The sequence below is a fragment of the Frankia sp. CeCAU1 genome, from assembly GCF_977971845.1.
This window is the reverse complement of sequence record NZ_CDWWXA010000104.1, coordinates 1-17,391: the sequence shown is the minus strand read 5'-3', so window position 1 is coordinate 17,391 and position 17,391 is coordinate 1. Positions and strand designations below refer to the sequence as shown.

At 71.1% G+C, this 17,391-nt stretch carries 15 protein-coding genes; 10 read left to right on the top strand and 5 right to left on the bottom strand.

What is annotated here, in order from left to right:
• Nucleotides 1–330: 330 nt before the first annotated feature.
• Complete coding sequence (locus AC08OO_RS16970) at nt 331–564, top strand: LysM peptidoglycan-binding domain-containing protein (protein ID WP_232234964.1); 234 nt, start codon at nt 331–333, stop codon at nt 562–564.
• 81 nt (nt 565–645) lie between these two features.
• Nucleotides 646–1,320: an Rv3235 family protein gene (locus AC08OO_RS16965; RefSeq protein WP_476618754.1), complete on the top strand. Its 675-nt coding sequence runs from the start codon at nt 646–648 to the stop codon at nt 1,318–1,320.
• 25 nt (nt 1,321–1,345) lie between these two features.
• On the opposite strand, the gene secA is transcribed toward AC08OO_RS16965, so the two are convergent.
• Entirely contained in the window at nt 1,346–4,330 is a 2,985-nt protein-coding gene (gene secA / locus AC08OO_RS16960; RefSeq protein ID WP_476610769.1) for a preprotein translocase subunit SecA, read from the bottom strand.
• Nucleotides 4,331–4,631: 301 nt separating this feature from the next.
• On the opposite strand from secA, the gene AC08OO_RS16955 reads away from it, so the two are divergent.
• Nucleotides 4,632–5,189, top strand: a complete 558-nt coding sequence (locus AC08OO_RS16955; protein WP_476610770.1) for a GNAT family N-acetyltransferase — start codon at nt 4,632–4,634, stop codon at nt 5,187–5,189.
• Between the two features lie 17 nt (nt 5,190–5,206).
• Here the strand turns inward: AC08OO_RS16955 and AC08OO_RS16950 are convergent, their stop codons facing one another.
• The 3 genes from AC08OO_RS16950 to AC08OO_RS16940 all read right to left on the bottom strand — a co-directional run bounded on the left by AC08OO_RS16950 (nt 5,207) and on the right by AC08OO_RS16940 (nt 8,229).
• Nucleotides 5,207–5,920, bottom strand: coding sequence for a response regulator (locus AC08OO_RS16950; protein ID WP_476610771.1), 714 nt, complete (start codon nt 5,918–5,920; stop codon nt 5,207–5,209).
• Nucleotides 5,921–6,048: 128 nt separating this feature from the next.
• The gene (hpf, locus tag AC08OO_RS16945) at nt 6,049–6,852 is read right to left on the bottom strand and encodes a ribosome hibernation-promoting factor, HPF/YfiA family (RefSeq protein ID WP_476618752.1); all 804 of its coding nucleotides are present in this window, start codon (nt 6,850–6,852) and stop codon (nt 6,049–6,051) included.
• 330 nt (nt 6,853–7,182) lie between these two features.
• Nucleotides 7,183–8,229, bottom strand: coding sequence for a ComF family protein (locus tag AC08OO_RS16940; protein ID WP_476618751.1), 1,047 nt, complete (start codon nt 8,227–8,229; stop codon nt 7,183–7,185).
• 181 nt (nt 8,230–8,410) lie between these two features.
• Here AC08OO_RS16940 and AC08OO_RS16935 point away from each other — a divergent pair, with 181 nt between their 5' ends.
• The 6 genes from AC08OO_RS16935 (at nt 8,411) to AC08OO_RS16910 (ending at nt 15,268) form a co-directional block, all read left to right on the top strand.
• Nucleotides 8,411–9,328, top strand: coding sequence for a DUF7847 domain-containing protein (locus AC08OO_RS16935; protein WP_476610773.1), 918 nt, complete (start codon nt 8,411–8,413; stop codon nt 9,326–9,328).
• Nucleotides 9,325–10,143: a DUF4129 domain-containing protein gene (locus AC08OO_RS16930; RefSeq protein WP_476610774.1), complete on the top strand. Its 819-nt coding sequence runs from the start codon at nt 9,325–9,327 to the stop codon at nt 10,141–10,143. The genes AC08OO_RS16935 and AC08OO_RS16930 overlap by 4 nt, the downstream gene beginning before the upstream one ends.
• Nucleotides 10,140–11,702 carry a DUF4350 domain-containing protein gene (locus AC08OO_RS16925; protein WP_476618750.1) on the top strand — a complete coding sequence of 521 codons (1,563 nt, stop codon included), beginning with the start codon at nt 10,140–10,142 and terminating at the stop codon, nt 11,700–11,702. The genes AC08OO_RS16930 and AC08OO_RS16925 overlap by 4 nt, the downstream gene beginning before the upstream one ends.
• Complete coding sequence (locus AC08OO_RS16920) at nt 11,699–12,754, top strand: AAA family ATPase (RefSeq protein WP_476610776.1); 1,056 nt, start codon at nt 11,699–11,701, stop codon at nt 12,752–12,754. The genes AC08OO_RS16925 and AC08OO_RS16920 overlap by 4 nt, the downstream gene beginning before the upstream one ends.
• A gap of 9 nt (nt 12,755–12,763) precedes the next feature.
• Nucleotides 12,764–14,059: a DUF58 domain-containing protein gene (locus AC08OO_RS16915; RefSeq protein ID WP_476607319.1), complete on the top strand. Its 1,296-nt coding sequence runs from the start codon at nt 12,764–12,766 to the stop codon at nt 14,057–14,059.
• A 123-nt stretch (nt 14,060–14,182) separates the two neighbouring features.
• Nucleotides 14,183–15,268 (top strand): ABC transporter substrate-binding protein, encoded by a 1,086-nt coding sequence (locus tag AC08OO_RS16910; RefSeq protein ID WP_476618753.1) that lies wholly within the window; start codon nt 14,183–14,185, stop codon nt 15,266–15,268.
• A 30-nt stretch (nt 15,269–15,298) separates the two neighbouring features.
• On the opposite strand, the gene AC08OO_RS16905 is transcribed toward AC08OO_RS16910, so the two are convergent.
• Nucleotides 15,299–16,309 carry a stage II sporulation protein M gene (locus AC08OO_RS16905; RefSeq protein ID WP_476610778.1) on the bottom strand — a complete coding sequence of 337 codons (1,011 nt, stop codon included), beginning with the start codon at nt 16,307–16,309 and terminating at the stop codon, nt 15,299–15,301.
• A gap of 167 nt (nt 16,310–16,476) precedes the next feature.
• On the opposite strand from AC08OO_RS16905, the gene AC08OO_RS16900 reads away from it, so the two are divergent.
• On the top strand, nt 16,477–17,391 hold a 915-nt coding region (locus AC08OO_RS16900), incomplete at its 3' end, for an RDD family protein (RefSeq protein WP_476618749.1).

Here is a 17,391-nt window from a genome sequence, read left to right as displayed (position 1 = left end):
GAGTGAGGGCGCCGGGGTCAGGGGCGGTGTGCACCGGGTTCCGCCGCCGGCGGAAACCCGGTGCACACCGCCCCTGACCCCGGCGCCCTCACTCGGCTCACCACGGCTCGCACGACCACAGCCGGCTGGCCGGACCTGGACCGACCAGCCACCACCTCCCCGAGCAGCCCGGCCGCGCCCGGCGCGGCCATCACTCCGACACCGTCCGGACCGACACCGTCCGGACCGACACCGTCCGGACCGACACCGTCCGGACCGGCGGCTCCGATCGCATCGGCACCGGCCCGGGATCCGATCGTGCCGCCGGCCCCTCGTGGAACGGGCAGGCCCATGAGCCTCCCGGGTACCGACCGGACCTCTCCCGGCGTCGAGGCGGCAGAAATCGTCGTCCTCCGCGGCGACAGTCTCTGGTCCATCGCGGCCCGTCATCTCGGCCCGAACGCGACGCAGGAGCAGATCGCGGCCGAGTGGCCACGGTGGTGGGCCGCCAACTCCGACCTGATCGGCCACGACCCGAATCTGATCTTCCCCGGCCAACGCCTGAAACCACCCCCCGGGCCCTGACCCCGCCCACCACTTCCGGAGCCTGCCGTGACCGCCACCTACGCCCTGACCCTGCCCCGGCGTCCAGTTCCGGCCCCCGGAATGCGCCGCCTTCCCATCACCCCCCACGAACCGCCCTATGACGACGAGGCCGGCTCCTCGTCGGCCGGCGCCCCGACCCGCTCGTCGACAAGGCCGCCCCGACCCCGGGTGCGGCCGGCCGGACGCACCACCGCCGATCGTCCAGGCCGGCCCGTGACCGCCCCGGGAGGCGGCGGACGCCGCCGTGGCGGTGCGGACGGCCAGACCGAGCCCGGTGGCACGACGGTCGATCGGACTCCTCGGTACCTCGCCATGCCCGAGCGCACGGTCACGGGCACAGGCATGGGATCAGCGGCGTCACACGCGGTGCCGGGTCTCGATCCGGTAGCCGGTCCGCGGCCGGGACACCCCGCCGGGAGTCGGACGAACCCACCGCCCCGGGAAACGGCGGTGGTCATCGTCAGAGCGATCGTCGAGACGCTCGGCGGGGTGCGCCCGGCCTCGCATCTCGCCGGATGGACGACGCCCCGCCTGCAGAACGATCTCGAACGCATCGTCGCCCAGACCACGGATCGCAGGCGGGGTCAGGTCCGCAGCGTACGGGTCAGCGAACCGCGCCCCGGAGTCGCCGAGGTCTCGGCGGTCATCAGCCGAGGTGCCCGGGTGGCCGCACTCGCGCTGCGCATGGAGTCGTCCAGCGGACGCTGGCGGGTGACGACCCTGCAGGTGGGTTAGTGCGGCCACCGGCCCCGGAGATGGATCACTCGGTGTTGCGGCGCGCCGGGTCGCCGTGGCAGCGCTTGTACTTGCGGCCCGACCCACACGGGCAGGGTGCGTTGCGAGCGGGACGCGTGCCGGCACCGGGCTGCGCCGTGCCGGCCTCGCCGCGGGCGGCGCTGAGCACACCGTCTCCAGCCGGGCGGCCCAGTCCCGACCTGCCATCCACGGTCGTGACCGGCCCGGATCCACCGTCGACCGACGGCGCGGTGTAGCGCAGGCCACCGGTCGGCCGCCGCGGCTCGAGCCCCTTGACGAAGACCGGCGGCGGTGCGGACGGAACCGGTGAAGGGGGTGGCGGAGTCTGACGGGCCGCCGCGGGGCGAACGGGCTGCGCGTCCGCGACGGGACCGGCGCCGTCCGGAATCGTCGGCACCGCCGGAGCGGGCAGGGTCGCGGCTGCGGCCGGCGGTGCGGGAGCGGCGGACACGGCCGGCTCGACGCCCACCGACTTGGCGGCCTCCTCCTGCCCCGCGACCTGGACCTCGACGTTGAACAGCAGCCGGACGGACTCCTCCTTGATGCCCTCCATCATCGTCTGGAACATGTCGAAACCCTCACGCTGGTACTCGACCAGCGGGTCCCGCTGTCCCATCGCCCGCAGCCCAATGCCCTCCTGCAGGTAGTCCATCTCGTAGAGGTGCTCGCGCCACTTGCGGTCCAAGACCGCGAGGACGACCCGTCGCTCCAGCTCCCGCATGATCGGTTCGCTGTCGGGGCCGTCGCCGAGGTCGAGTTCCCGCCGGTCGTACGCCTCCTGCGCGTCGACCTGGATGTCCTCGAGCAGGTGATCGGCAGTGAGCCCGTCACGATCATCGACATCGGGTGCCACCACACCGACCGGGTAGAGCTGCCCGAGCGCCGTCCAGAGCGTGTCGAGATCCCACTCCTCCGGGTACCCGTCGGCGGTGGCGCCGCGCACGTATCCCTCGACGGTGTCGTCAACGAAGTGACGCACCTGCTCGTGGAGATCGGCACCGCCGAGGACCTTGCGGCGCTCCTCATAGATCACGGTGCGCTGCTTGTTCATGACCTCGTCGTACTTGAGGACGTTCTTGCGGATCTCGAAGTTCTGCCCCTCGACCTGGGTCTGGGCCGATCGGATCGCCCGAGTCACGATCTTCGATTCGATCGGGACGTCCTCGGGGATGTTCAGCCGATCCATGATGCCCTCGACCGCGGCCGCGTTGAACAACCGCATGAGATCGTCACCGAGGGAGAGGTAGAAGCGCGACTCACCGCGGTCGCCCTGCCGGCCGGCCCGGCCACGCAGCTGGTTGTCGATGCGCCGGGACTCGTGCCGCTCGGTGCCGAGCACGTACAGGCCGCCGGCGTCGACGACCTCCTCGTGCTCGGCCTTCACCGACTGCCTGGCCTTCTCCAGGGCCTCCTGCCAGGCCGCCTCATAGTCCTCGGGGGTCTCGATCGGCGAGAGGCCGCGCTGGCGCAGCTCGGCCTGGGCAATGAACTCCGGGTTACCGCCGAGCATGATGTCCGTACCACGACCGGCCATGTTCGTCGCCACCGTGACGGCGCCCTTGCGGCCCGCCTCGGCGATGATGGCCGCCTCCCGCTCGTGGTGCTTGGCGTTGAGCACCTCGTGCGGCACACCACGCTTGCGAAGCTGCTTCGAGAGGTACTCGGACTTCTCGACGCTGGTGGTGCCGACCAGGACCGGTTGGCCCTTCTCGTGCCGCTCGGCGATGTCCTCCACCACGGCGTCGAACTTCGCGATCTCGGTCTTGTAGACGACGTCCGGCTGGTCGAGCCGGATCATCGGCTTGTTCGTCGGGATGGGGACGACCCCGAGCGAGTAGATCTGGTGGAACTCGGCCGCCTCGGTCATGGCGGTACCGGTCATGCCGGAGAGCTTGTCGTAGAGCCGGAAGTAGTTCTGCAGCGTGATCGTCGCGAGGGTCTGGTTCTCCTGCTTGATCTCGACCTTTTCCTTGGCCTCGATCGCCTGGTGCATTCCCTCGCTGTAGCGACGACCGTGGAGCACGCGGCCGGTGAACTCGTCGACGATGAGAACCTCACCGTCGGTAACGATGTAGTCCTTGTCCCGCTTGTAGAGCTCCTTGGCCTTCAACGAATTGTTCAGGTAGCCCACGAGCGGGGTATTCACCGATTCGTAGAGGTTCTCGATGCCGAGCTGGTCCTCGACCTTCTCGACCCCGGACTCGGTGATGGCCACCGTCCGCTTGCCCTCTTCGACCTCGTAATCGACATCGCGTTCGAGCAGCGGGGCGATCCGGGCAAACTCCGTGTACCACCTGGTCGGATGATCCGCTGGACCGCTGATGATCAACGGCGTACGGGCCTCGTCGATGAGGATGGAGTCCACCTCGTCGACGACCGCGAAGTTGTGGCCACGCTGGACGAGCTCCTCCGAACTCCAGGCCATGTTGTCACGGAGGTAGTCGAACCCGAACTCGTTGTTGGTGCCGTAGGTGATGTCGCAGGCGTACTGGGCCCGCCGGACCGCCGGCGGCATCTGCGGATGGATCACCCCGACGGTGAGGCCGAGGAAACGATGGACCCGGCCCATGTTCTCGGCGTCGCGCTGGGCGAGGTAGTCGTTGACGGTGATGACGTGCACACCCTTACCGGCCAGCGCGTTGAGGTAGGTTGGCAGGGTCGAGACCAGCGTCTTGCCCTCACCGGTCTTCATCTCGGCGATGTTGCCGAGATGAAGGGCCGCGCCCCCCATGATCTGCACATCGAAATGCCGCTGGCCCAGCGTGCGCCGCGCAGCCTCGCGCACGGCGGCGAAGGCCTCGGGCAGCAGGTCGTCGAGGGTCTCCTTCCCGTCCGCGAGCCGCTGGCGGAACTCGTCGGTCATGCCTCGCAGTTCACCGTCGGACAGGCCGGTGAAGTCGTCCTCGATCAGGTTCACCTGCTCGGCGATCGCCTTGAGCTTGCGCAGGATCCGGCCCTCGCCGGCACGCAAGATCTTGTCTAGTACCACGGGCGAAACTCCTCCGGCAGGCGCGTCGGCGAGGTCACCGACTCCACGATGCTAGCCCTTCGACAGCCGCCTACAACATCCATCCGCGCGCGGTTCCTCCGGCTGGGACCGGTGAGGAGCGGGCGACGGGAAGGGGTGCCGGCGAGCGAGGCCAGGGGTCGTACGGACGGGAACGACCAGAACGGGATGACAACACGGCGTGCATGGTCCGCCCATGCCACGCCGCACTGTCCAACGACCGGGAGCGCGGATGGGTGCCCTGGATCGGCGGCAACGGTGGCGGCCGGTGCAAGGTTGGAGTATGGCACCTCTCGAACCGGCGGAGATCACGGCGGGCCGCCTACATCTGCGCCCCTGGCACCCCCGGGACGCCGACGCCGTACACCTGGCCTGCCAGGACCCGGAGATAAGCCGGTGGACGAGAGTCCCGACGCCGTATCTGTACCAACACGCGGTGGACTTTGTCTCACGCCAGTCGCCGCAGAGCTGGGCCAGCGGGACCGGGGCGCTGTTCGCGGTGGTGGATGCCACGACCGAGCAACTCCTTGCCTCGGTCGGACTGACGGATCTCTCCGGCGACGGCGACGCGAAGATTGGTTACTGGTGCGCGGCGCCGGCGCGCGGGCGGGCAGTGACCTCCCAGGCCGTTGCCGCGCTGACCCGCTGGGGTTTCGGAGCTCTGGGGCTGGCCCGGATCGAGTGGCGGGCCGCGGTGGGCAACCTCGCGTCCCGCCGCGTGGCCGAGAAGGCCGGTTTCACCGTGGAGGGCACCCTGCGCCGGGCCCTGCTGCTGGGCGACGGTAACCGGAGGGACTGCTGGGTGGGATCGCTCCTACCGGACGATCCCGCGTCGCGGTGACGCCCCCCGACCGGGCCTCAGGTGATCTCGAGCAGCTTCTCCCGTACCGCGTACACGACCGCCTCCATCCTGGAGTGCAGCTGGAGCTTCTCCAGGATGTTGCGGATGTGGTTCTTGACCGTGTTCTCACTGATGTAGAGCTGCTTGGCGATGTCACGGTTGTTCATGCCCTTGGCGACGAGCCGCAGCACCTCCATCTCCCGGTCGGTCAGCCGGGGGGTAGGGAGCTGCGGACGGTCATCCTTGTTCTTAATCATGGCTGCGAACTCACTGAGCAGCTTCGACGCCATGGACGGGCTGATGAGGCTCTGCCCCCCGTACACCGCGCGGATGTCCGCGGCGACCTCGTCGATAGAGATCTCCTTCAGCAGGTAGCCCATGGCCCCCGCCTTAATCGCGTCATAGAGGTCGGCCTCCTCGTCGCTGATGGTCAGCATGACGATCTTGGCACTCGGGACAGCCTCCTTGATGGCGCTCGTGGCGTCGATCCCGCCACGGCGCGGCATCCGCACATCCATGAGCACGATGTCCGGCGCCATCTCCTTAGCCATGGTCACCGCCTCGGCACCGTCCGCGGCCTCCCCGACGACCTCGATGTCAACCTCCTGCCCCAGCACCATCTCCAGCCCACGCCGGAACAGCGCATGGTCGTCAACGATCAGCACCCGGATGGGGTTCGCCTCCGATGGCGTCGGCAGCCTCTCCTCAGAGCGCTGCTCCTCCACCGTCATCTGACCTCCCTGGACCACTGCCCGCGGCGCACCGCCCCGCGTGCCTCCACGCGGGGCGGTGCGCCGTGTACTCCGACACCCGAGGCAAATGGTCGCACGTCGGCCGGCGGACTCGGCCTTCAGATCGTCTAAACGGCGGCGGCCGAGCTCACGAAGGCGCCTCGGGTTGGCGACGGCCGCTCGTCCCGCTGGTCGGCGCCTTTTGGCCCCGACCTGCCGGCCGCCGCCGAACCGGACAACCGGATGACACCGTAGTCGTAACCGACCCGCCGGTAGACAACGCTGGGGAGGCCAAGATCGACATCGAGGAAGAGATAGAAATCATGCCCCACCAGTTCCATGTTGGACAGAGCCTCCTCCAGCGACATCGGCTCCGCCTCGTGGGTCTTCTCCCGGACGATCAGCGGAGCCTGCTCGCTCTGCTCGCCCGCACCGATCCTGGCGGTGGATTCGTCGGCCGGGGCGGCGACGACCGGCCTGGATCCGCCGCTGCCACTCCTTCCGGCGGCACCGGCCTCCTCGGCACCGGTCGGTAGGGCAGCCGCCGGCTTCGTGCCCTCCAACGGCATGAGACTGCCGAGCGGAACCGAGGTGATCCCGGTCGGCTTGGCTCCAGCGTGGTTGGCGTGGTGGCGGACCCGCCGGTCGGCGGCCCGGCGCAGCCGCTCGGCCAGTTTGCCGGCGGCCAGGTCGAGGGCGGCGTAGCAGTCGGCCGCGGCGGCCTCGGCCCGGATCACCGGACCCCGTGAGTACACGGTCAGCTCGACCCGGTCGCAGACGTCGGACAGCCGGGGGTTGCGTTCCTTCGACAGCTCGACATCCACCCGGATGATGTTGGAATTCAGCCGTTCCAACTTGGCGAGCTTGGCCTGGACATGATTGCGGAACCGTTCCGGAACCGCGGTGTGCCTGCCCTTGACCACGATGTCCACGCGATCCACCTCCTGTTCGCCTGTCCGACGCCCACGGCCCTCGCCAAGGCTGCCGACCGTGCGCCGGTGTCTCGGAGCTTCCGGAGGGAACCGTCTCCGCCGGGCCGAGACGATCCCCCGGGCGCCCTATCTACGGTTGTCGCACCTTCCCAACGTTCTGCGGCTGGCTGCCCGCATTCGGCTCCCTTCCCTTCAGCGGCGGCGCTACTCCGTCCGCCGGCCCGGTATCCGCACGACGAGTGCACTGCGACCGACAAGAGTCACTCCCGCTCCGTCGGGCCACTCGGCCGTTGCGCCGACTGCCTGGTCAGGCGGTGCGTACTGGTAGTTTCACCCCGACGGCCCCGTCATTGCGAGCAAGCGGTCCCGTCCGCGCGTCGGGCTCGAAGCGGCCACCACGGCGACGGCGCTCGCCCGCAGGGCGCCGGCTCGTAGGGCCCGTACCGCCTCACCCGCTGTGGCTCCCGTCGTCAGTACGTCGTCGACCACGACGATGCACGGGTCCGCGGGAGGTCCGTCCGAGAGATCGTCGGCGGCCCGCACCAGCCGGGCCGTGCGGGCAGGACCGACCAGGCCGAAGGCGCCCGTGAGGTTGACGAACCGTGCCGCCGCCCCCAGCCCGGCTTGGTCCGCCGTGTGCCGCACCGGCCGCAGCACGGGAGCGATTCCGACCCGGTGCCCGCGTCGGCGCAGGACCGCGGCCGCCACGGAACACAGCAGCTCGAGGTGGTCGAAACCACGCCGACGCCGCGCGGCGCGGTTCGAAGGCACCGGGACCAGCACCACACCGCGCCCGCGAGGACAGCGACCGGGATGCACGTCGGTGGCACCCCCCGCGCCCGACGACACCGCCCGCGCTACCGCGCGGGCGAGCGCACCGCCCAGCGGACCGGCCAGGTCGCGCCGGCCACGCTCCTTGTAGGCGAGAAGGAGCGCCCGGACCCGGTCGGCATAGCGGGCGGCGGCCAGGCACGGCGGCAGCCCTCGCCGCCACGGGGTGGCCAGGGAGCCCGCGGCGGCGAGGAACACGGGACCACGAAGCTCGGCGACACACGCCGGGCACGCCGACGCCCCCCAGCCGCCGCATCCGGCGCAGGCAAGCGGCATGATCAGATCAGCGAGAATCGCAAGATTCCTGGTGAGCAGGGACAACGTGGCTCGAGGCATGACAGGAAGGATCAGCCGCAGGTCGCGGGCCGACCAGCCCCGAGTGGTGATCTGTGGATACCGCCCCCGGCAGTCGCGAAGCGGCTGTGGACAATCCCGGGCGACGCGGTCGGCCACCGGCCCCGCAGCCGAGGTGGGGCCGGCCTGGCCGGCACGTCCCGGCCGGCACATCCCGGCCAGACCGCGTAATTCCGCCGGCACCGCCAGCATCCATCCTGGCCGAGAGCGCAGAATCCTCACAGCGGCCGCGGCATGCCCTCCGTGGGAGAGGACGAGCTGCGCGCACGCGGCGAATCCTCACAGCGGCCGCGGCATGCCCACCACAAGCACGGCATCCTTACCTCGACACCTCGACACCTCGACACCGACCGCGACGAGTGGAGACACACCGATGGCCGACGGACCCGGTTGGGCCTCGCCCGGCACCCCGCCGCCCGGCGCCCCGCAGGGCCCGTGGGGACAGTGGCGGTGGGGCCCGGCCGTCCCGAAACCGGGCATCATCCCGCTGCGCCCCCTCGCTCTGGGCGAGATCCTGGACGGCACGTTCGCCACGATCCGCACGAATCCCGGCGCGACCGTCGGGGTGACGGTGGCGGCCGCGGCGGTGGTGGAGACGGTGTCCACCACCGTCGCGATCAGCGGCGAGGACGCGTCGCCGGGCGCCAGGGCCGCCATCACCGTCGCGATGCTCGGTCTCGATCTCATCCTCGGGCTCTTTCTTTCCGGGGTGCTCAGCGTCGTGGTGAGCGAGGCGATCCTGGGAAGCCGAATCACCACAATCGACGCGGTCCGACGGGTCGCGCCGCGGCTGCCCGGCCTGCTCGGCCTCACGGTCATCGTGGCGCTGTCAGTGGTACTGGGGCTGATCGCGCTGCTGGTCGGGGCGATCGTCGTCGGGGTCTACCTGGCGCTGGCCACGCCCGCGTACGTCCTCGAGGGCGGCACCGTGCGCGACGCGCTGCGACGGTCGATCGCGATCGTGCGTGGATCATGGTGGCGGACGTTCGGTATTCTGCTGCTCGCCATGCTGGTGGCGGGGTTCCTCGGTGCGATCTTCGCCATCGCCGCCAGCATCGTGATGGCCTCCTCCGAGTCGGTGTTCGGCGACCCGATCAGGGGTGATCTCACCATCACCGGCTACATCGTCCAGGCGATCGGCAGTCTGCTCGCCACCGCGATCTCCACGCCGATCGTCTCCGGAGCCGTCGTCCTGCTCTACGTCGACCTCAGGATCAGACGCGAGGGTCTGGACGTGACACTCGCCGAGGCGGCCCGCGCCCGCACCGCCGGCCTGCGGCCCTCCGGATGACGCTCGGCGGTCCTGTCACTCGGGACGGAGCTCGGGAGGAGGCTCGACGGGAACTTTCCAGGCACCTCTACAGAAGTTCCGAACCCAGCTGGTGGAGCCGGGCGGTCCGGTGGATCGACGACAGGATCGGGGATCTGGTCCACTGGCTGCTCCCCGGCGGAGACGGCCCCGGCGGAGGGTCGGGTGGTCTCGGGGTCTTCGCGCTCGTCCTCGTACTCGTCGTCGTGGCGGTGGCGCTGCGGTGGTGCCTCGGCCCGGTGCACCGCAGCGCGCGTATCAGGCGGGAGGATAACGACCTGTCCAGTTCGTCAACCGCGGCGCAGCTGCGTGCCGAGGCGGACGGCCACGCCGCCGGCGGAGCCTATGCGGAGGCGGTTCGGTCCCGGCTACGGGCCATCGTGCGGATGCTGGAGGAGAAGGACGTGCTCGATCCGCGCCCCGGCCGTACGGCCGGTGAACTCGTCGAGGAGGTGGCGAGAATCGCGCCGTCCCCCGCCGGCGGGCAACCCCGGGGCGGAACAGACCGGCCGGGCGCGACGACGGGCGCGGCGGGCGGTGGACCCGGCACGGAGTTCGAGCCGGCCGCGGCGCTCGCCGCGGCGGTCGAGGTCTTCAGCGAGATCTGGTACGGCGGGCGCCCGGGGTCCGCGGCCGGCTACCGGGTCCTGGTCGAGGCCGACCGCGCCCTGATCCAGCTGCGTCGCGGCACGGGCGGCACGGGCGGCACGGGCGGCACGGGCGGCACAGACGGCACGGGCAGCACCGGCGGCACAGACGGCACCGGCGGCGCGGGCACCCTCGCGGTCCCGGCATGACCATCCCCGGCGCCCCGGCGATCACCGGCGACCATCTCGGTGGCGGCGGGACGGCCGGCGGCCGGTCCGGGCGGGGGTCGCCGAGCGCGTTGCGCAGCGGTCCCAGGCCCCCAGCGGTGCGCCGCGGGATCCTCGTGGTGGCCGTCCTCGGCGTCCTGGTCCTCTGTTACGTGGTCGTCTCGGCGCTGGCCGGGCGGCCCGACGGCCAGGCCTACCTGGACGTGGCCTCCGCCGAGCCCGGAGGAACCCGGGCCCTGGCCGAGATCCTGCGGGCACGCGGGATCATCGTGTCCGCCACGGACAACCCTTCCGGCGGCCGGCGGCAGGGGCCGAACCCCGGTGGTCCGGGCGGCGGGGTCGGTCCAGCCGGGGCGGGCGGCAGGGCGACGCTGGTCGTCGTCCATCCGGGACGGCTCACCCATGACGAGCTGATCGCCCTGCTCGGACGGGTCTGGCAGGGCGCCGACGTCGTCCTCGTGGCGCCGGACGCCACGGTGCTCGGTGCCCTGAATGTCGGGGTGGTCACAGCAGGCTCCGCGCCCAGCGGCGAGCAGAGTGATCCACGGTGCCTCCTACCCGAGGCGACCACGGCCGGAACAACCTCGATCGGCGCCGACGAGACCTTCACCCGCCAGGGCGACGGAGCCGGTCTCGGCGACATGGCGGTCTCGTTGTGCTACGGCGACCCGCACGGCGAGGCACGCCTCGCCGTGCTGACCCCCACCCGATCGGGCTCACCACGCGCCGGTGGCGGGCGGCTGGTGCTGCTCGGCTCGGCGGGATTCCTCACCAACGAGCACCTCGGTCGCACGGGGAACGCGGCGCTGGCCCTCGGCCTGCTCGCCCGGCAACCCGTACTGTCCTGGATCACACCCGACGCGGGTGGGGCCGGCGGGGTCGGCACGAAAAGCATGATGGATCTGCTGCCGTCCGCCTTCTGGTGGACCTTTCTGCACATGGTCGTCGTCCTGGCGCTGCTGGCGCTGTGGCGTGGCCGGCGGCTCGGGCCGCCGGTGCCGGAGCCCCTTCCGGTGGTCGTCCGGGCGGCCGAGACGGTCGAGGGACGCGGGCGGCTGTACGCGGCGGCACACGCCCGGGACAGGACCGCCGACGCGCTGCGGGCCGGGACGCGCGTCCGGCTGGCCGAACGGATGGGCCTGCCCCTGACCTGGACCCCTGCCGGTTCCCTGAGCCCCGATCCCGTCGCTCTGGTGACCACTGCCAGCGAGCAGACGGGACGGTCACCCTCGGAGATCGGATCGCTCCTGTACGGTTCGGGCATGCCGCCGCAGACCGCCGGACCGCCCGGTCACCTCGGGCGGGCCAGGGACTGGTACCAGTCAGGCCGTTACCCGGCCGAGAACGGACAGCGGGCGGCATCCGGCGGAACCGGACGGTATCGCGACGGCGGATCCGAGCGGACCGCCGCGGCGGGCGTTCCCCGGGCCGGCGTTCCCCGGGCCGGCGTCGGCGCCCCTCGACGCGATACGCAGGACGCGGCGCTGCTGGCGCTGGCCCACGCGCTCGACGAGCTCGATCGACAGGTAGGCATACGGTGACATCCCCACGCATCGACGCGCCGACGACAGCCCCCCCGCCCTCGACCGCATCGTCGTCCGCCGCGGCGCCGGGTCCGGGAGAGCAGCCGGCACCACCGGACACGCAGACGGCCCGCCGGGCCCTGATCGCGCTGCGCGGTGAGGTGGCCAAGGCGGTGATCGGTCAGGACGCGGCGGTCAGCGGGCTCGTCATCGCCCTGCTGTGCCGGGGACACGCACTGCTCGAGGGGGTGCCCGGCGTCGCGAAGACGCTGCTGGTCCGCACGCTCGCGACCGCGTTGGCACTGGACACCAAGCGCCTGCAGTTCACCCCGGACCTCATGCCCGGCGACGTCACCGGCTCGCTGGTGTACGACAACCGCAGTTCCGAGTTCACCTTCCGGGAGGGCCCGGTCTTCACCAACCTCCTGCTGGCCGACGAGATCAACCGGACTCCGCCGAAGACGCAGGCCGCCCTGCTGGAGGTGATGGAGGAGCGTCAGGTCAGTGTGGCGGGCGTCCCGCGGCCGCTGCCGGCCCCCTTCGCAGTCCTCGCCACCCAGAACCCGATCGAACATGAGGGCACCTATCCGCTTCCCGAGGCGCAACTCGACCGCTTCCTGGTGAAGGTGACGCTGCCACTGCCACCCCGCGACGACGAGGTCCGTGTCCTCGCCCACCATGCGGACGGGTTCGACCCCTCCGACCTGCCCGCCGCGGGGGTCCACCCGGTCGCGGGGCCAGCGGACCTCGCGGCGGCCCGCGCCGCGGTGCTCACCGTCGCAGTCCACCCGGAGGTGCTGGCCTACATCGTCGATCTGGCCCGGGCGACCCGCGCGGCACCGTCGGTACAGCTCGGGGTGTCCCCCCGCGGCGCCACCGCGCTGCTGGCGACGGCCCGGGCCTGGGCGTGGCTGTCGGGACGCGGCTATGCGACCCCCGACGATGTCAAGGCGCTGGCCCGGGCGACCCTGCGGCACCGGATCAGCCTCCGTCCGGAGGCCGAACTGGACGGCGTGACGGCCGACGTCGTGCTCGAACAGGTACTCGCCACCGTTCCGGTGCCCCGGTAGGCGGAAACGGTGGCGATCACCGGCCGTACCGTCGCACTGGCCCTGTTCGGGGCGCTGGTCGTCGTCCTGTCCCCTGCCCCGGGCCTGACCCTCGTGCTGGTCGACCTGGTGGTGGTGGGCTTGGTCGCCCTCGACCTCGCCCTGGCGGGTGGGGTCCGCACGCTGGAGTTCAGCCGCTCCGGACCGACCGCCGGGCGGCTGGGTCAGCCCGTTCCGCTGGTGCTCGGCGTCACGAACGGCGGCACCCGCACGGTGCGTGCCCACATCCGCGACGCCTGGCCGCCGTCCTCGGGGTCCCGGCCGCGGGAGCACCGGGTCACCGTTCCGGCGGGGGAGCGGCGCTTCCTGGAGACGACGCTGCATCCGACCCGGCGCGGCGACCGGGAGCCGTTCCGCATCACGGTCCGTTCGCTGGGGCCACTCGGCCTCGCCGGCCGGCAGGGACGGCATCACTGCGCATGGCGGGTCCGAATGCTGCCGCCGTTCACGTCACGCCGCCATCTGCCGGCCGCTCTCGCGCGGCTGCGGGAGGTCGAGGGCGAGGTCGCCATCCGCGGCGCGGGCGCCGGCTGCGAGTTCGACAGCCTGCGGGACTATGTGATCGGCGACGACGTTCGGCTGATCGACTGGCGGGGTACCGCCCGGCGCGGGACCGTCGTCGTCCGTACCTTCCGACCGGAGCGTGACCGCAGGGTCGTCTGCGTACTCGACACGGGTCGGACCTCGGCCGGGCGAATCGGCGATACCCCCCGCCTGGACCACGCGCTCGACGCCGCGCTGCTGCTCACCGCGGTGGCGCTACGCGCGGGTGACCAGGTGGGTCTCGTGGCGCACGACAGCGTTCCTCGGATCACCCTGCCAGGCGGACACGATCACGGGTTGCTCGCCCGGATGAGCGACGCGATGGCCACCCTGGAACCGGCCCTGATCGAGGCCGATCATGGCGGAATCGTGTCGACGGTGCTGCGCGGGACTTCGCGGCGGTCCCTGGTCGTCCTGTTCACCGACCTGGTACCGGCGGTGATCGAGGAGGGGCTGCTCCCGGCTCTGCCGACGCTGGCCGCGCGGCACACTGTCGTGGTCGCGGCGCTGCGCGACCCGCGCGTGGACGAGATGACGACCGGCCGAGGTGACGTCCGTGAGGTGTACGCGGCCGCGGCGGCCGAACAGACTCTGCTGCGGCGACGGGAGCTCACCGAGACGCTGCGCCGCCGCGGGGTCGAGGTGGTGGACGCACCGCCGAGCGGCTACGCGGCGGCCGTCACCGACACCTACCTCACCCTGAAATCCCTCGGCCGGCTCTAGACGACCACCCCAGCTCTAGACAACTATCTCAGCGAAATCATCGAAGGTGATTTCGCGAGGTGCCGGCCGGGCCGGCCGGTGTCCCCGGATGGTTCCGTGGCGGTAGACGGTACTCTGACCAGCATGGTCCGGGGATGGCCGCTGCCAAGGCCGCGTCACGGGACATCGCACCGACCGCGTCGCGCCCTTGTCCAGGAGGCCGGTTTCCGTGGTTCTTGGCCGGCCGAGGCACACCATGCCCCTCCCACCGCCCGGCGCGAGGCCGGCGCGACCCGAGAGCCCGCGCTCCGGCGCCCATCCGCAAGGGTGGGGCATCTCAGGAGGTCTTCCATGCAACGCCCACGGCGGCCTGCCGCTCTCGCTCTGGTGGTCGCGGCAGTACTGGCACTCGCGTCCTGTGCAGCGTCGTCGGGTGATTCGACCCCGGGCTCGTCGGGCACCACCGGGTCGGCCTCCCTTCACCTGGTCAAGCCCGGCCAGCTGACCATCGCCACCGACTCACCGGCATATGAGCCGTGGTTCGCCGACGGCAGACCGGAGAGCGGCAAGGGGTTCGAGAGCGCAGTCGCCTACGCCGTCGCCGCGAAACTCGGTTTCACCGCGGCGCAGGTGCACTGGGTGAACGTGCCGTTCAACAGTTCGTTCGCACCCGGCGCAAAGAACTTCGACTTCGACATCAACGAGATCTCGATCACGCCGGAACGGCGGCAGGCGGTCGACTTCAGCAGCGGCTACTACGACGTCGCGCAGGCCGTCGTGGCGCTCAGATCCTCACGTATCGCGCACGTGACGACCCTCGCCGGGCTGAAGAACGCCAAGCTCGGCACCGCGATCGGCACGACGAGTCTGACCGCCATCAACAAGCAGGTGAAACCGGCGGCGCAGCCGGCCGTCTTCAACGACACCAACGAGGCCGAGACCGCCTTGGAGAACGGCCCGATCGACGGGATCGTCGTCGACCTGCCCACCGCGTCCAAACTGACCGCCACCGAGATCGAGAATTCCGTCATCATCGGTCAGTTTCCCTCGACCGGCGAGCCCGAGCAGTTCGGCCTGCTGTTCGAGAAGGGTAATCCGCTGGTGCGCAACGTCAACGCCGCGCTGGCGGAACTGACCGCCAGTGGCGAGCTCAGGAGGATCACCGAGCAGTGGCTTTCAACCACGGCCGGAGCCCCCGTTCTGAAAACCGATGGTGCTCGCCACCCATGAGATGGCGCCAGGTAGTCGGTGTACCCGGGCTCAGGCCACCGGGAGCAGGTCGGCGCCGCCGCGCCCGGTGTCGATGTCACCGGTCTCTCCGGCCGCGGCCGCCCGGCCGCCGTACAGCCGGACGTAGGCGATGAAGCCGCCGAACGCTACCGCGCCGATCCCGATCCGGATCGCCGTGGGCAACCCCGACGGGGTCACGAACGCCTCGATCAGCCCGGAGACGGCCAGCACGAGCGCCATCCCCATCGTGATGGCCACCGCCGCGCGCCCCTCGGCGGCCAAGGCCTCCACCCGCCTGCGCGGACCTGGCGCAATGATCGTCCAACCGAGACGCAGCCCGACCCCGCCTGCGACGAACACGACCGTGAGCTCCAGCAGGCCGTGCGGGAGGATCAGGCCGAAGAACTGCCCGCTCTCCCCACAGCTGGACATGTATCCGCCGACGGCGCCGAGATTCAGCGCGTTCAGCAACATGACCAGCAGGGTCGGGAGACCCAGCAGCACCCCGGAGACCACCGCCTGCGCGGCCACCCAGGCGTTGTTCGTCCACACCTGGCTGGCGAAGGACGAGGCCGGATTCTCGGTGTAGTAGGACGCGAAGTCGTGGCGGCACAGATCCGCGACCGCGTCCGGCGCACGCAGGTTCGCCTGCACCTCGGCGTCGTGCACGACCCACAGACCGACGGCCAGCGCGACGAGCAGGGAACCGAGCGCCGTCGCGACAGCCCACCATCGGCGTTCGTACACGGCCACCGGAAACGTCACCGCGAAGAAACGGCCGACGACGTGCCAGCCGGGGTCGGGTGCGCCGCCCACCGCCGCCCGGCCTCGCGCCACCAGGTTCGTCAGATCGTCGACCAGGGTCGTGTCGTACGACCGGCTGCGGATGACCGAGAGGTGGGTAGCCGTGCGCTGGTACAACTCGACCAGTTCGTCGAGCTCGTCCGGTGCCATCCGCCGCGGCAGGCCGGCCTTGTCGACGAGCCGACCAAGCCGGACCCATTCCGGACGGTGCACGGCGACGTACGCATCGAGATCCATGGCGGCCTCATCCTCCCAGCCCGTCGAGATCCTCCCAGACCTCGAGCCGCACGCGTCCGAACCGTCCTCACCGCCGTCGGCGGCACCACCCGGCGAGGAGGATCGAACCGGGCGGCGTAGGCCATAAGGTGATGTCCGGATACCCATCGAGGTCCCGGGGGGCCCAGATGAACCAGGTCGTCACGGGAAAGGGATCCGCCGGTCTCGCCGGCACGGGTGTCCTCACGGGTGAGGCGATCGTCACAGGTGAAGCGATCACCATCGAACTGCGGGTGGCTCGGCTGGGCTCCCGTCTGATCGCCGGCCTGCTCGACCTGCTCATCCAGCTCTACATCCTCTACGCGGTCGGCGCCGCGGCCCTGCTGATCGTGCGGCCCGACAACGACGCCCTGATCGCCGCGGTATTCCTGCTGGTCTACGTCGGCGTCGTGCTCGGGTATCCGGTCACCTGCGAGACACTGACGCGCGGGCGGACCCTCGGCAAGATGGCCATGGGGCTGCGCGTCGTCCGCGACGACGGAGGTCCCATCCACTTCCGGCACGCGTTCGCCCGGGGTCTGGTCGGGGCGGTCGTCGAACGTCCCGGACTGCTGCTGGGCCTGCCCGCGGTGATCAGCATGCTGGTGTCGAAACACGCGAAGCGGCTGGGGGACGTCTTCGCCGGCACGGTCGTCCTGCAGGCCAACGTGCCGCGCCCTGGCGGAGCGCCGCCGTCCGTCCCGCCCCAGCTCGTCGGCTGGGCCGCCACCCTCGACCTCACCGGGTTGGATGATGCTCTGGCCCTGCGTGCCCGCCAGTTCCTCGGCCGGGCGCACGAGCTGTCCCCGCAGGCCCTCGAACGCCTCGGCAGCGGGCTGGTCCGGCAGGTGCGGGCCGTCGTGACACCACCGCCGCCGCCCGGCACGCCGGGCTGGGCCTACCTGTCCGCCGTGTTGGCCGAGCGAACCCGGCGTGCCTACCATCGGCTGACGGCGAACCGGCCGAGATCGATACCCTCTCCCGTCTTCTCCCCGTACCCGGGTGCCCAGTACCCGACGGCCCAGTACCCGACGGCCCAAGACCAATCCCCGCCACCCCCCTAC